Source organism: Duodenibacillus massiliensis (assembly GCF_900128485.1).
GTDB lineage: Bacteria > Pseudomonadota > Gammaproteobacteria > Burkholderiales > Burkholderiaceae_F > Duodenibacillus > Duodenibacillus massiliensis.
This window is the reverse complement of record NZ_LT635861.1, coordinates 526,050-540,274: the sequence shown is the minus strand read 5'-3', so window position 1 is coordinate 540,274 and position 14,225 is coordinate 526,050. Positions and strand designations below refer to the sequence as shown.

The following is a 14,225-nucleotide window of genomic DNA, read 5'->3' as shown; positions in this document are numbered from 1 at the left end:
AATCAGCGGTGCAAAAGGACTAGGCAAAAAAATCGGACAGAGCTTGAAACAACCCTGTCCGAAAACTTAAGTTCGGTGAGCCTGAGCGACTGTTGCGCTCAGGCTTTTTTGCTTCGGCCGATTACTTCTTGGCGGCGCAGATTTCGCAGCGGGGCTTAATCTGCTTGAAGAAGTCGTTGCCCTTGTCGTCCACAAGGATGAAGGCCGGGAAGTCTTCAACCTGGATCTTATAGACGGCTTCCATGCCGAGTTCCGGGAACTCGATGCATTCAATGCTCTTAATCGAAGACTGAGAGAGCACCGCAGCAACGCCGCCGATCGTACCGAGGTAGAAGCCGCCGTGCTTCTTGCAGGCATCGGTCACAACCTGAGTACGGTTACCCTTGGCAATCATCACCATCGAGCCGCCGTGGCTCTGGAAGAGATCAACATAGGGATCCATACGGTTAGCAGTGGTCGGGCCCATCGAGCCACAGGGCATGCCCTTCGGGGTCTTGGCCGGGCCTGCGTAGAGAACCGGGTAATCCTTCATGTACTGCGGCAGATCCTCACCCTTGTCAAGGCGTTCCTTCAGGCGGGCGTGCGCAATATCACGGGCCACAATGATGGTGCCCGTGAGCGAGACGCGCGTGGCAACCGGGTACTTGGAGAGTTCAGCGCAGATCGCCTTCATCGGCTGGTTGAGGTCGATCTTAACGGTCTTGCCTTCGCCGGCCTTGCGGTATTCCTCAGGAATGAGTTCGCCCGGGTTGGTGTCGAGCTTTTCAATCCAGAAGCCGTCCTTGTTGATCTTGCACTTGATGTTGCGGTCCGCAGAGCAGCTCACGCCCATGCCGATCGGACAGCTAGCTCCGTGACGCGGCAGACGGATCACGCGGATGTCGTGGGCCATGTACTTGCCGCCGAACTGAGCACCCAGACCAATGTTCCAGGCTTCTTCGAGAAGCTTCTTTTCGAGTTCCACGTCGCGGAAGGCGCGGCCCGTTTCGTCACCGGTCGTCGGGAGGTTGTCGTAGTAGTGGGTGGAAGCAAGCTTCACGGTGAGAAGGTTCTTCTCAGCGGAGGTACCGCCCACGACGAAGGCGATGTGGTACGGCGGGCAGGCAGCCGTGCCGAGGGTCTTCATCTTTTCAACGAGGAAGGGAACGAGCTTGGCCGGATTCAAAACAGCCTTCGTTTCCTGATAGAGGTAGGTCTTGTTGGCAGAGCCGCCGCCCTTGCAGACGCACAGGAACTTGTATTCCATGCCTTCGGTGGCTTCGATGTCGATCTGAGCAGGAAGGTTGCACTTCGTGTTCACTTCGTCGTACATCGTGAGCGGGGCGTTCTGCGAATAACGCAGGTTTTCTTCCGTATAGGTCTTGTAGACGCCCTTGGAAATCGCTTCTTCATCGCAGAAACCGGTCCAGACGCTCTGGCCCTTTTCGCCGTGAACGATGGCGGTACCGGTGTCCTGGCAGTAGGGGAGCTGTCCCTTGGCGGCCACTTCAGCGTTACGAAGGAACGTGAGCGCAACAAACTTGTCGTTCTCGCTTGCTTCCGGATCCTTCAGAATCTTCGCAAGCTGCAGGTTGTGCGCGCGGCGCAGATGGAAGGACACATCGCGGAAAGCGGTGTTGATCATCTGGGTGAGACCTTCGGCCTCGACTTTCAGGATCGGATGACCTTCGAAATCACCGACGGAGACGTACTCCTTTGTGAGGAGGTAGTACTCCGTATCGTCCTTACCGAGCTGGAACATCGGCGCGTATTTGAATTCAGGTGCTTGTGCCATTTTTTATACCTATTACGGTTGGAGTCTTAGCACCCGTAAACATACTCCCCTTTTGGTATTTCGTCTGCTGTTAAAAGGTTAAAGTTACCCCGCCGTTTTGCGCTGAGAAGGATTTATTAAGCTCTTTTACCTACAACCTTCGGGGAATCCTTACTCTCCTATAGAAGCTGCCGTACGGCCGGCGGCATTCTGCGGCCTCTCAAAGGCAAAAACGGTTGCCTCGGCGTCAGACCTCACCCAAACGCGCCCGCCGTGCACACGGGCAATGGACTCAACCATTGCAAGTCTGATACCGGTGCCGCCGTCGGTACGGCTTCGTGCGGGATCAGCCCTGAAAAACCGCTCAAAGACGTGCGCGATCTTGTCCGCGGGAATCGGTGTTCCTTTGTTTTTTAACGGTCACCTTCACCCATGGGGTAATTCCCAAAGTGAAAATCAACCGCGAAAAAGCGGCGCGTTACGGGATGAATGTCGCCGACGTCCAGCTTTTTGTGTCGTCTGCGCTCGGAGGCGCCAAAGTCGGCGAGACGGTCGAAGGTGTGGCGCGTTACCCCATTGCGCTCAGATACCCCGCGGACTTGCGCGACAATCTGGAGGCGGTGAGAAACCTTCCGGTTCTCACGCCCTTAAAGCAAAGCATCACCTTGTCTGACGTCGCCGAGATTCGGGTGACAACGGGCGCTCCGATGATTAAGACGGAAAACGCGCGGCTGACCGGCTGGGTTTATATCGATGCAAGGGATCGCGACTTGGCAGGCGTTGTCTCCGACATCAAAAAAGCCGTCGGGCGTGATGTGAGAGTCCCCGCGGGCGTGAGCATCACCTATTCTGGTCAGTACGAGATGATGGAAAGAGCCGACAAGCGCCTGGCGCTCATGGTGCCGATGACGCTTGTGATCATCTTCACGCTCCTTTACTGCGCCTTCCGCAAAATCGGTGAGTCGCTTCTGATTCTCGCGACCCTGCCCTTTGCTCTGATCGGCGGCATCTGGTTTGTGTACCTGGCGGGCTTTCATCTGTCGGTCGCAACGGGCACGGGCTTTATTGCCCTTGCGGGCCTTGCGGCCGAGTTCGGCGTTGTGATGCTCATTTACCTGCATCACGCCGTTAAAGCCGATCCCGTTTTAAACGGTACGGGACCGTGGACGGAAGCGCAGCTTGACGCGGCGATTTACCACGGTGCGGCTTTAAGAGTCCGCCCCAAGGCGATGACGGTTTCGGTGATTGTGGTGGGGCTTGTGCCGATTCTCATCGGAACCGGCGCTGGCAGCGAAATCATGAGCCGCATTGCCGCGCCCATGGTGGGCGGCATGATCACGGCACCGCTTCTTTCAATGTTTCTGATTCCGGCCGCCTTCAAGCTCATGTGGTCTTACACGAACAGGAAAAGAAACAATGCCGCGCAGTAACAAGGCCTGACGGCTGATAACCTGATGTCAGGCCGGGTTATTCACCTTTTTCCGCAGGTTTTGTGGAAAAGGGTGAAAAACTCACGCAGCAATTTTTGCTAAGCGTTGATTTTTATGGTGTGCTTAATTTTTAAGCACACCATAAACCGTCAGACATCCGAAACCGCAAGCCGGTGGCGTCCGCCGTGGCGGCCGCGGCTCACGTCACGGAGTGCGGCTTTTTTCTGCGCCCTCAGGCGCCGCGCTTCCATAGGGTCAATCGTAAGCGGCGCCGCCACATCAAGGCGGTCACCCTCATGCAGTTCGGTCTCAGGCGTTATTCTTTCTCCGAAAAGGGCGATCCCTGCGCCCGCATCAATGCCGCGGCGAGCAAGCACGTCAGCCGCAGTCGCCCCTTGCGCGACCTCGGTTTCCGTCAGGGTCACGTGCCCCGACGCATCAACATGAGCGATGGAAATTCTCACAATCTCACTTCCTTTTGAGCGTACGGACTCAAGGTGCGTCCTTTAGAATGCCCGCACAAAAAAGATTTTGCTCTCAGAAGGATACAAAACAAATTGGCCGGAGTAATTAAGAACAAACGCGCCACCTTTGACTATTTCATTGAAGAGCGCTTTGAGGCGGGGCTCGTCCTCAGAGGCTGGGAAGTCAAAAGTGTGCGTGCCGGACGCGCCACCATCAATCTTGCGCACGTCTATGCGCGGGAAGGGGAACTCTTTCTCTGTAACGCCCACTTCACCCCCGCCGATCAGGTCTGCACGCACGAAAAGACCGAGATGGCGCGCACCCGCAAGCTTTTGATGCACCGCAAGGAAATCATGCGTCTGATCGGTAAGGTCGAACGCTCGGGCTATGCGTTGATTCCCCTGGACCTTCACTTTGTGCGGGGCCGCGTGAAACTGAGCCTTGCGCTTGCGCGCGGCAAACGCGACTTTGAAAAACGCCAGGACGAAAGCAAGAAAGAATGGAAGCGCGATCAGGAGCGCCTGATGAAAAACGATATGACCAAAGGCCGCCCGCGTCAGAATTACAAGGATTAAGTCATGGCTTCGTTTTCCGCTGATGTTGATAAGCTCGACAAACGTCTTGCCGAGACCGTTACCGCTGACGATACGGTCTTCACCGGGCGCCTCTTGAAGGTGCACCGGCTGACGGTGACGCTTCCCAACGGCAAAACAAGTACCCGCGAAATGATCCGGCATCCTGGAGCGGCTGCAATCGTTGTTTTGGATGACGAAAACCGCGTCGTGCTTGAGCGTCAGTGGCGCACCCCCGCAGGCGGCGCCTTCTGGGAAATCCCTGCCGGAAAAATTGATCCGGGTGAGAAGCACGCCGTCACGGCACGCCGCGAACTGAAGGAAGAAGCAGGGCTCACGGCGCGCGACTGGGTGTTTCTGGGCACGATCCGCAACGCAATCGGCTACAGCGACGAGCACATCGAGATTTATCTTGCCCGGGGGCTGACCCAGGGTGAGCAAAGGCTCGATGCAAACGAATTTCTGACGCTCACGCGCGTGCCGTTTGAAGAGGCTCTTGCGGCCTGCCGCGACGGCACAATTTCTGACGTCAAAACCATCATCGGTCTGATGTGGGCCGAAGACTACATCCGCGGGCGCCTGACGCAGGCCCGCAGCCTTTGAAATCGCCCCTGCGGGCACGGTTTTTTTCGTGCCCGCACACCTTGTCAAGACGGACACTCAGCCTTAAAATGATGGGTTAACCGCAGTTTCTGGGCGGGTTTGAAAGGCGCCTGACCGGCGCGATATAATTCATTTTTGCGTTTGAGGTAAAAAAATGCGGCTCCTTCAGAAGGCTCTTACCTTCGATGACGTCCTGCTCGTTCCGGCATACTCGGAAGTTCTTCCCAAGGACGTTCTCCTCTCCACCAAACTCACCCGTGAAATCAGCATCAACATCCCGATGATTTCGGCCGCCATGGATACGGTGACCGAAGCCAATCTCGCCATTGCGATGGCGCAGGAAGGCGGTGTTGGCATTATTCACAAGAATCTTTCCGCCAAACAGCAGGCCGCGGAAGTCGCCAAGGTTAAGCGCCATGAATCCGGCGTTGTGAGCGACCCCATCACCGTGGGCCCGGATATGCTCGTCGGCGACGTGATCCGCATGTGCCTTGAACACCGCATCAGCGGTGTGCCCGTTGTGGAAGGCCGCCGCGTTTTGGGCATGGTCACCAACCGCGACCTTCGCTTTGAAACCCGCATGCAGGCTCCGGTGCGTGAAATCATGACGCCGCGCGAACGTTTGGTCACCGTGCAGGAAGGGGCATCGCTTGATGAAGCCAAGCGCCTGATGCACGAAAACCGTCTCGAACGTGTTCTCGTCGTGGACAAGGACTTCAACCTCTCGGGCCTTATCACCGTCAAGGACATCATCAAAGCCACCGAACACCCCAACGCCGCCAAAGATAAGGACGGCAAGCTCCTTGCGGGCGCTTCCGTCGGCGTCGGTGCCGGCACCGAAGAGCGCCTCGAGCTTCTCGTTGAAGCCGGCGTTGACGTGATTGTCGTTGATACGGCGCACGGCCACTCCAAAGGTGTTTTGGACCGCGTGGCCTGGGTGAAGAAGAATTATCCGAAGCTGCAGGTGATCGGCGGCAACATCGCCACCGGTGCCGCAGCACGTGCGCTCGTTGATAACGGCGCCGACGCCGTCAAGGTCGGTATCGGCCCGGGCTCCATCTGCACGACGCGTATTGTCGCGGGCGTGGGCGTCCCCCAGATCACCGCAATCAGCAACGTCGCCGAAGCCCTCGAAGGCACGGGCGTGCCGCTGATCGCCGACGGCGGCATCCGCTTCTCCGGCGACATCGCCAAGGCAATCGCCGCGGGCGCCAACTGCGTCATGATGGGCGGAATGCTTGCCGGTACTGAAGAAGCGCCGGGCGAAGTCATTCTCTACCAGGGGCGCTCTTACAAGGCCTACCGCGGCATGGGCTCTTTGGGCGCCATGTTTAAGGGCTCTGCCGACCGCTACTTCCAGGACAACAACTCTGGCAACCTCGATAAGCTCGTTCCCGAAGGCATCGAAGGCATGGTTCCCTTTAAGGGCTCCGTCACCACGATCCTTTATCAGATGGCGGGCGGCCTGCGCTCCTCGATGGGCTACTGCGGCTGCCGCACGATCGACGAGATGCGTGCGCGTGCTGAGTTCGTTGAAATCACGGCGGCGGGCTGGCGTGAAAGCCACGTCCACGACGTGAAGATCACGAAGGAAGCCCCGAACTACCGTCAGGAAAACTAAGAGGATCCCGCATCCGGGAACCACGGCGCAGGCGTTCAAACCCACTGACACCTGCGCCTTTTCGTTAAGATTTTTGTTAATTCACCGAGAACGCCACACATGCAGCACGATCGAATTCTCATTCTCGACTTCGGCAGTCAGGTCACACAGCTCATCGCACGCCGCGTGCGCGAAGCCCACGTCTACTGCGAAGTCCACCCCAATGATGTTTCCGCCGAATTCATCGCTCAGTTTGCACCGAAGGGCATCATCCTTTCGGGCTCGCACATGAGCGCCTATGAAGAAAGCAACGACCAGGTCTCTGACGCCGTCTTTAAGGCCGGCGTCCCGGTTTTGGGTATCTGCTACGGCATGCAGACGATGGCGCAGCAGCTGGGGGGCCGCGTTGAAGGCGGCACCAAGCGCGAATTCGGCTACGCCGAAGTGCGTGCCCACAACCACACGAAGCTCCTGGAAGGCATTGAAGACTTTAAGGGCGCCAACGGCGAAGGGATGCTCAAGGTCTGGATGAGCCACGGCGACAAGGTCGCTCAGATGCCCGAAGGCTTTAAGGTGATGTGCTCGACGCCCTCGTGCCCCATTGCCGGCATGGCCGATGAAGCCCGCGGTTTTTACGCCGTGCAGTTTCACCCGGAAGTGACGCACACCGTCAAGGGCCGCGAAATTCTGAACCGCTTTGTTTTAAACATCTGCGGCTGCAAACCCGACTGGGTCATGGAAGACTACATCACCGAAGCCGTTGAAACGATCCGCCGTGAAGTGGGCACCGACGAAGTGATTCTGGGCCTTTCCGGGGGCGTCGACAGCTCGGTTGCCGCAGCGCTGATTCACCGCGCCATCGGCAAACAGCTCACCTGTGTGTTCGTTGATAACGGCCTGCTGCGCAAAAACGAGCGCGAACAGGTCCGCGAAACCTTCGAAAAGAACATGGGGTTAAAACTCATCGTCGTGGACGCTGTTGACCGCTTCATGAATGCTCTTGCGGGTGTCACCGATCCCGAAGCCAAACGCAAGATCATCGGCCGCGAGTTTGTAAACGTCTTTCAGGATGAAGCCGCCAAGCTCACTGCCGCGAAGTGGCTGGCTCAGGGGACGATCTACCCCGATGTGATTGAAAGCGCCGCCGCGAAAACGAAGAAAGCGAAGACCATTAAGAGCCACCACAATGTGGGGGGCCTGCCCGATACGCTGCACCTCAAACTTCTTGAACCGCTGCGTTCGCTTTTTAAGGACGAAGTGCGTGAGCTCGGCGTCAAGCTCGGGTTGCCTGCCGAGATGGTTTACCGTCATCCCTTCCCGGGGCCGGGCCTCGGTGTGCGAATCCTCGGGGAAGTCAAGCGCGAATACGCCGACATTCTGCGTGAAGCCGATGCGATCTTTATCGATGAGCTGCGCGCAAGCGGCTGGTACGACAAGGTGAGCCAGGCCTTCGTGGTGTTCCTGCCGGTTAAAAGCGTGGGCGTCATGGGCGACGGCCGCACCTATGAATGGGTGGTGAGCCTGCGCTCGGTGCAGACAAGCGACTTCATGACCGCGAAGTGGTCGGAACTTCCCTATGAGCTTTTGGGCCGCGTCTCCAACCGCATCATCAATGAAGTCAAGGGCATCAACCGCGTCGTCTATGACGTCTCCGGCAAACCCCCTGCCACCATTGAATGGGAATAAGCGCTTTAAGTGCTTTCACGCCCTGTCGGTACCAAGCCGGCAGGGCTTTTTTTCTTTGACCGGTCAATGCCAGAGAATCCGCCCGGTCTCGGGTTTACGGATGGCGGGAAAGCGCTTTAAGTACTGCTCAAAGACTTCGATTTCGAGAATATCGTCGCACTCGACTGCCGCCCCTTGGGGAAGAATCGTGAGATCAAGCGCCGCCGCGGGCTGTGCCGCTGCGGCAACTGCTGCCAAAACGAAGAAACGTAAGGATTGCATGAGTAGAAAAAAGTCCCGCCCAAAAAACTGACGGGACTTTAGCACCCGGAAAGGACGCTTCGTCAATTATTCAGCGTACCCGGGCACAACCACCGTGTCACCCGTGGCGTAGAAATGGCCGCCCGCAACGTAATGCAGAGGCCTCAGCTCTCTGGGCGTCCCTTCAAGGTTCCAGTGACCGCCGGCAAAGACTCTGGGGTCGGCCCAGGCGCCCACGCACGTGCCGATAAAGAGGTCATAGGCGGACTCGTTGTGAGGTTCCCTGATGACGTCAAATACCGCCCAGCAGGCGCAGCCCTTCACCAAAGGCTGGTCAAAGCCAGGGGCTCTGAAAAACTGAGCCCCGCTCTTCGTGAGCTTTTCCGGATCGTCGTTTTTACTCACAAATCCGAGCTTTAAGGTTTCTTCAACGATTGCCACGGTCGGCAGCTGCAGCGCAAAGCGCCCGCTTTTTTCAATCAGAGGCCGCGTGTAATGGGTAGGCTCAATCACAGCCGTTGTCTTAAAGGGCACTAAATCCAGCGGGCACACCCAGGTTGCGGGCATCACGTCTTCATCGCCCTTGTACGCGGCGGACACCAGCGCAGTTGCACCGAGGTTAAAGAGGCGATAGGCTTTGTCGGCCGCAACGGGCACAAAATTTTCTGCTGACACAATTCGCTCCTCAAAACGATGATTGCGATTGTAGTGCCGGACATTTCAATTCCGATTGTCTTTTTCTGCGAAAAAACACGCTTTCCATGTCCCTCTTTTCCTCTACTTCAATTGCCGTACTCTCCTCCTGCGACACCGTCATGAACGAGGCGCGCCGGCGCTTTGAAGCCGGTAACTTTCCGGTAAATGCGTCGGTCATCAGCCGTACACAGAGCGCGGGCCGCGGCACGCACGGCCGCACGTGGGTGAGCACCGAAGGCAACCTCTACGCGGCACTCAGGCTTGATGCGGGGCTCATGCAGGCAGGACTTTTGGCGCCGCAATTGGTTTCCGCCTGTCTTTTGCGCGTCGTGAAAGACCTCGGAGTTGAGGCGAAACTTAAGTGGCCCAACGATCTCGTGATCAACGTTCCCGGGAAAGGCTGGTGTAAGGCCGCAGGGATTCTCCTGGAGCGTAAAGGGGAACTCCTCACGGCGGGCATTGGTCTTAATCTGGTGACAAGCCCCACTGCAGCCGCCATGCGCGAAGGCGCAGCTTTACCGGCCGCAAGTCTCGCGGAGATACTGCCGGCCTCCTCAGTTCCCGATCCCCTTTCCTTTTGGGAAAACTTTCTGCGCGTCTTTCTTGCCTTTCGCAGGCGTTTCCCCGGAAAACCGGCACCGGACCTTTGGGTGCATGAGCTTTTGTGGCTTAACGAACCGGTGACGCTCACAATCCGCGGTACCGCTATTGAAGGGGTGCTCACGGGGCTTAACGCCGCAGGCGAAATCCTTATCGCCATGCCGGAAAGCGAAAAAGCCTTCTTTGAAGGAAGCCTCGCTGCGCGCACAAAGACCGGAAATTAGGCAAAAGTCCTCATTTTTTCGCGTTTAGAATGTAACGCTCGCTGTTAAAAAGGCAGCAGAAGCCGCCTTCTTCAAGACGGGCCCACTGTTTCAGGGAATTTCCAGAGATGACTCCTACCGCCATCACCTTCTGCGGCTACATGCTGCTGATGATTCTGCTCGGGTTTGTTGCCTGGCACTACACACGTACGTTTAATGACTACATCCTCGGCGGAAGAAGCTTAGGCGGCCTTGTCACGGCCTTATCGGTCGGAGCAAGCGACATGAGCGGCTGGCTTTTAATGGGGCTGCCGGGCGCCGTATTTTTAGCCGGCATCAGCGAGAGCTGGCTCGCGATCGGCCTCATCATCGGGACGTTTTTTAACTGGAAGCTCGTTGCCGCGCGCCTTCGCGTCTACACCGAGATTGAGCACAATTCTCTGACGCTTCCTGACTTCTTTACGCACCGCTTTAAGGACACAAGCCGGATTCTGAGAATTGCTGCGGCCGCCGTCATTCTGATTTTCTTTACGATTTACTGCGCCAGCGGCATGGTCGCCGGTGCCCGCCTTTTTGAAAACACCTTCAGCCTCGACTACTCGACGGCCCTTTGGATCGGTGCGGCAGCGACCATCCTCTACGTCTTTATCGGCGGTTTTTTGGCGGTAAGCTGGACGGACGCGATTCAGGCAACGCTGATGTGCATTGCGCTGATCGTCACCCCGATTGCCGTTGTGATGGATTTAGGGGGGCTCTCTGCAACGGTGGCGCGCGTTGAGTCCATAAACCCCAACATGCTCAACATGATGACGAACCAGTCCTTTATCGGGATTGTGAGTCTTCTCGCGTGGGGCCTGGGTTACTTCGGGCAGCCGCACATTCTCGTGCGCTTTATGGCCACAAAATCCATTAAGGTCATTCCGGGCGCCTGCCGCGTCTCCATTCTCTGGATGCTCTTTTGCTTGGGCGGCGCCGTGTGCGTGGGCTTTTTCGGCGCGGCCTACTTTGCTGAGCACGCCGATAAAGCGCAACTTGTCACCGAAAACCACGAACGCATCTTTATTGCGCTCTCGCAGATTCTCTTTAACCCCTGGATCGGCGGCATTCTGATGGCGGCGATTCTCGCGGCCGTGATGTCAACGCTTTCCTGCCAGCTCCTGGTGTGCTCTTCCACCCTCACCGAAGACTTCTACCGCGCCTTTATCCGCCCCAAGGCCAGTAACCGTGAACTCATCTGGTTCGGGCGCGTGATGGTGATTTCGGTGTCGCTTGTGGCAATTCTCATCGCGACCGACCCCCAGAGCCTTGTCCTTTCGCTGGTGAGCTACGCCTGGGCCGGGTTCGGCGCTTCCTTCGGCCCCGTGATTCTGTTGAGCCTCTGGTGGAAACGCATGAACCGTAACGGAGCGGTTGCCGGCATGATCACCGGCGCCGTCACCGTCATCGTCTGGCACGCGGGCGGCTGGTTCGGGCTCTATGAAATGATTCCGGGCTTTGCCTTCGGCCTCATTGCGATTGTGGTTGCGAGCCTGATGTCCGAAAAGCCCGACGAAGAAACCAAAAAGAATTTTGACCGCGTGATCGCCGAAGTGGCGGTCGAACGCTGATACAAAACGAAAAGAAGAAAAATATGACGCAGACCAATCTCCCCAAGCCGCATTTAAGCCGCCCCGCGGCGGGCGCCAAGGCAAGCCTCATCCGTGAGCTTTTGAAACTTGCAAGCCGCCCTGAAGTCATTTCCTTTGCAGGGGGCCTGCCCACGCCCCTCGGGTTTCCGGTGAAGGAACTCGAAGAGGCCGCACACAAGGTGCTCGCGGAAAATGCGGCGCACGCATTGCAGTACTCCTTCACCGAAGGCGAGCCGCGTCTCAGAGAATTCATCGCCGCACGCGAAACCGCGCAGGGCGTGCCGACAAAGCCGGAAGAAGTGCAGATTGTTTCGGGCTCGCAGCAGGCTCTGGACCTTGCCGCGCGCGTTTTCCTTGATGAAGGAAGCCGCGTTTTGGTTGAAAACCCCACGTACCTCGGAGCCCTGCAGGCGTTTCGCCTCGCAATGCCCGCGTTTGAAACGCTGCCCGCGGACGCCGCGGGCCTTAACCCCGCCGCAATTAACGCTTCGGTCGCGGGTGCTCGCTTTGCCTACGTGATGCCTACGTTTGCGAATCCCACGGGCCTTACGATGACCGAAGAGCGCCGTGCGCTTTTGGCTGACAAAGCCCGTGAATACGACTTCTGGCTTGTGGAGGACGATCCCTACGGCGAACTCTGGTACGACAAGGCGCCGCCGAAGTCCCTGAGAGCCTGGGCTCCGGAAAGGACCCTCAGACTCGGGACCTTCTCCAAAATTCTTGCCCCGGGCCTGCGCCTCGGATACGTCTGCGGACGGCGCGACGTGCTCGATAACTTCACGCGCCTTAAGCAGTCCCTGGACCTTCATACGTCCACACTCACGCAGCAGATTGCGGCTGAGGTGCTCACTAGCGGCCTTTTGACCGAACACCTTCCCAAGGTGCGCGCGATCTACAAGAACCAGTGCTCTGTGATGCTTGAGGCACTCAAGGAATTTATGCCCGCGCGCGGGGACATATCCTGGACGCATCCTTTGGGCGGCATGTTTATCTGGGTCAATCTCCCCGACACAATCGACACCACAGAATTCATGAAGACTGCGGTCGCACACAACGTAGCCTTTGTGCCCGGAGAGGCCTTTTATGCTCTCAAACCCCAGAAGAACAAGGCGCGGCTTTCCTTTGTGACGGTACCTCCGGAAAAAATCCGTGAGGGCGTGCGCATCTTTGCCGACCTCATCAAGAAAGAACTCGCTTAAAAGAAGCCCGGAAACAAGTTTTTTCCACTCATTGTTCTCAGACGGACTGCGGCGCGCGTATCCTTCGACTGCAGTCCGTTATTTTTTGTCTGCACGTTCGTTTTGCGGAGTTTCAAAGATGCAGCACCCGTTTGAGCAGAATTTCATTAATGGTAAATGGTGCCGGCCGGCAAGCAACGCCTGGCTTGACGTCATCAATCCGGCCACGCTCGAACACTTTGCGCGGGTTCCCGACAGCAGTACCGAAGACGCCGATGCCGCGGTTCGTGCCGCGCACGCGGCACTGCCCGACTGGTCGGCAACGCCCCTGTCGCTTCGCATTGCGCTTATGAAAAAGATGCTCGCGGAATTTAAGAAGTTCCGCGATGAAATTATTCTTCTTGAAGCCCGGGAGCTCGGTGCTCCGGTAAGTTTCGGGAAAATCTCACACTGCGAGTATCAGTTCACCCGCATTGAGTCCTACATTGCCGCAGCGGAAACGCTGAAATTCCAGACGCAGTTTGCCAAAAGCACCGTACTGCGTGAACCCGTGGGTGTCGTTGCCTGCATCACGCCATGGAACTATCCGCTCGGGCAGATTGTGCAGAAGGTGATTCCGGCGCTTTTGGCCGGAAACACCGTGGTGATGAAGCCGAGCCAGCATACGCCCTTGACTGCGGTTCTCATGACCGAAGCCTTTGAGCGCGCAGGCTTCCCTGCGGGCGTCGTGAACCTTGTGAGCGGCCGTGGCTCCAAGTTGGGCGACACACTCGGAACGCACCCGCTTGTGGATATGGTGAGCTTTACCGGTTCCACCCCGGTCGGGATTGCCCTTGCGCAAAAGGCGCTCACGAGCGTGAAGCGCATCAGTCTGGAATTGGGCGGAAAGTCCCCCTACATTTGGTTGCCGAGTGAGGACTACAGTAAGGCGCTTGCGAAACTTTTCAGTTCCATCTTTCTTAACAGCGGACAAACCTGCACGGCGCTCTCCCGGCTTCTCGTTCCCGCAAAGGACCTCGAAAAGGTAAAGCGCCTGATCCTTGAACATATCGGCGAACTCACGGTCGGCAACCCCGAAGATCCGTCGGTGAAAATCGGGCCTGTTGCCACAAAGCAGCAGTTTGAAAAGATCAGTGAGTACATCCGTCTGGGACTCAAGGAAGGCGCAAAGCTTCTCACGGGCGGCGTCCCCGAAGAGCCCAAGCACGGCTACTACATTGCCCCGACCGTCTTTTACGACGTCAAAAACACGATGCGCATTGCCCGCGAGGAAATCTTCGGGCCGGTTCTCTGCATCATCACCTATGAAACGGTCGATGAAGCGGTGGAGATCGCCAACGACACGATCTATGGTCTGAACGCCGCCGTATTCGGTAAGAAGGACGAAGCCTTTGCCGTTGCCCGCCGCATTAAGTCCGGCAACGTCTACATCAACGACGCCGGGCGCGACGTGACGGCGCCCTTCGGCGGCTACAAACAAAGCGGCATCGGGCGCGAGGGCGGCATCGAGGGCTTAAAGGAATTCACGCAATTAAAAGCCGTCTACGATCACAGCACCTTTTGATTTCTGA

14 protein-coding genes are annotated in these 14,225 nt (G+C 57.3%); 9 read left to right on the top strand and 5 right to left on the bottom strand.

The window, feature by feature from the left end; translation table 11 throughout:
* Nucleotides 1–121: 121 nt before the first annotated feature.
* Nucleotides 122–1,774 (bottom strand): fumarate hydratase, encoded by a 1,653-nt coding sequence (locus BQ7486_RS09970; RefSeq protein WP_074009902.1) that lies wholly within the window; start codon nucleotides 1,772–1,774, stop codon nucleotides 122–124.
* A gap of 150 nt (nucleotides 1,775–1,924) precedes the next feature.
* Nucleotides 1,925–2,134: an ATP-binding protein gene (locus tag BQ7486_RS12415; protein ID WP_416336983.1), complete on the bottom strand. Its 210-nt coding sequence runs from the start codon at nucleotides 2,132–2,134 to the stop codon at nucleotides 1,925–1,927.
* A gap of 68 nt (nucleotides 2,135–2,202) precedes the next feature.
* Here BQ7486_RS12415 and BQ7486_RS09960 point away from each other — a divergent pair, with 68 nt between their 5' ends.
* Nucleotides 2,203–3,183 carry an efflux RND transporter permease subunit gene (locus BQ7486_RS09960; protein ID WP_074009901.1) on the top strand — a complete coding sequence of 327 codons (981 nt, stop codon included), beginning with the start codon at nucleotides 2,203–2,205 and terminating at the stop codon, nucleotides 3,181–3,183.
* A gap of 149 nt (nucleotides 3,184–3,332) precedes the next feature.
* On the opposite strand, the gene BQ7486_RS09955 is transcribed toward BQ7486_RS09960, so the two are convergent.
* The gene (locus tag BQ7486_RS09955; RefSeq protein ID WP_022372602.1) at nucleotides 3,333–3,647 is read right to left on the bottom strand and encodes an RnfH family protein; all 315 of its coding nucleotides are present in this window, start codon (nucleotides 3,645–3,647) and stop codon (nucleotides 3,333–3,335) included.
* 93 nt (nucleotides 3,648–3,740) lie between these two features.
* Between BQ7486_RS09955 and smpB the strand changes: the two genes are divergently transcribed.
* The 4 genes from smpB to guaA all read left to right on the top strand — a co-directional run bounded on the left by smpB (nucleotide 3,741) and on the right by guaA (nucleotide 8,109).
* Entirely contained in the window at nucleotides 3,741–4,223 is a 483-nt protein-coding gene (smpB, locus tag BQ7486_RS09950) for an SsrA-binding protein SmpB (RefSeq protein WP_074009900.1), read from the top strand.
* Between the two features lie 3 nt (nucleotides 4,224–4,226).
* The gene (locus tag BQ7486_RS09945; RefSeq protein ID WP_022372600.1) at nucleotides 4,227–4,823 is read left to right on the top strand and encodes an NUDIX domain-containing protein; all 597 of its coding nucleotides are present in this window, start codon (nucleotides 4,227–4,229) and stop codon (nucleotides 4,821–4,823) included.
* A 154-nt stretch (nucleotides 4,824–4,977) separates the two neighbouring features.
* Nucleotides 4,978–6,444, top strand: coding sequence for an IMP dehydrogenase (guaB, locus tag BQ7486_RS09940; protein WP_022372599.1), 1,467 nt, complete (start codon nucleotides 4,978–4,980; stop codon nucleotides 6,442–6,444).
* A 99-nt stretch (nucleotides 6,445–6,543) separates the two neighbouring features.
* Nucleotides 6,544–8,109 carry a glutamine-hydrolyzing GMP synthase gene (gene guaA, locus BQ7486_RS09935; protein WP_074009899.1) on the top strand — a complete coding sequence of 522 codons (1,566 nt, stop codon included), beginning with the start codon at nucleotides 6,544–6,546 and terminating at the stop codon, nucleotides 8,107–8,109.
* 63 nt (nucleotides 8,110–8,172) lie between these two features.
* Here the strand turns inward: guaA and BQ7486_RS09930 are convergent, their stop codons facing one another.
* Both BQ7486_RS09930 and BQ7486_RS09925 read right to left on the bottom strand, forming a co-directional pair.
* Nucleotides 8,173–8,370 carry a hypothetical protein gene (locus BQ7486_RS09930; protein ID WP_074009898.1) on the bottom strand — a complete coding sequence of 66 codons (198 nt, stop codon included), beginning with the start codon at nucleotides 8,368–8,370 and terminating at the stop codon, nucleotides 8,173–8,175.
* Nucleotides 8,371–8,436: 66 nt separating this feature from the next.
* Complete coding sequence (locus BQ7486_RS09925) at nucleotides 8,437–9,024, bottom strand: flavin reductase family protein (protein WP_074009897.1); 588 nt, start codon at nucleotides 9,022–9,024, stop codon at nucleotides 8,437–8,439.
* An 86-nt stretch (nucleotides 9,025–9,110) separates the two neighbouring features.
* On the opposite strand from BQ7486_RS09925, the gene BQ7486_RS09920 reads away from it, so the two are divergent.
* The 4 genes from BQ7486_RS09920 to BQ7486_RS09905 all read left to right on the top strand — a co-directional run bounded on the left by BQ7486_RS09920 (nucleotide 9,111) and on the right by BQ7486_RS09905 (nucleotide 14,218).
* A complete protein-coding gene (locus BQ7486_RS09920; protein ID WP_074009896.1) occupies nucleotides 9,111–9,869 on the top strand; it encodes a biotin--[acetyl-CoA-carboxylase] ligase in 759 nt (252 codons plus the stop codon).
* Nucleotides 9,870–9,976: 107 nt separating this feature from the next.
* The gene (putP, locus tag BQ7486_RS09915) at nucleotides 9,977–11,455 is read left to right on the top strand and encodes a sodium/proline symporter PutP (RefSeq protein ID WP_022372595.1); all 1,479 of its coding nucleotides are present in this window, start codon (nucleotides 9,977–9,979) and stop codon (nucleotides 11,453–11,455) included.
* A 23-nt stretch (nucleotides 11,456–11,478) separates the two neighbouring features.
* Entirely contained in the window at nucleotides 11,479–12,675 is a 1,197-nt protein-coding gene (locus tag BQ7486_RS09910) for an aminotransferase-like domain-containing protein (protein ID WP_074009895.1), read from the top strand.
* A gap of 118 nt (nucleotides 12,676–12,793) precedes the next feature.
* Nucleotides 12,794–14,218: an aldehyde dehydrogenase family protein gene (locus tag BQ7486_RS09905; RefSeq protein WP_022372593.1), complete on the top strand. Its 1,425-nt coding sequence runs from the start codon at nucleotides 12,794–12,796 to the stop codon at nucleotides 14,216–14,218.
* Nucleotides 14,219–14,225: the final 7 nt, after the last annotated feature.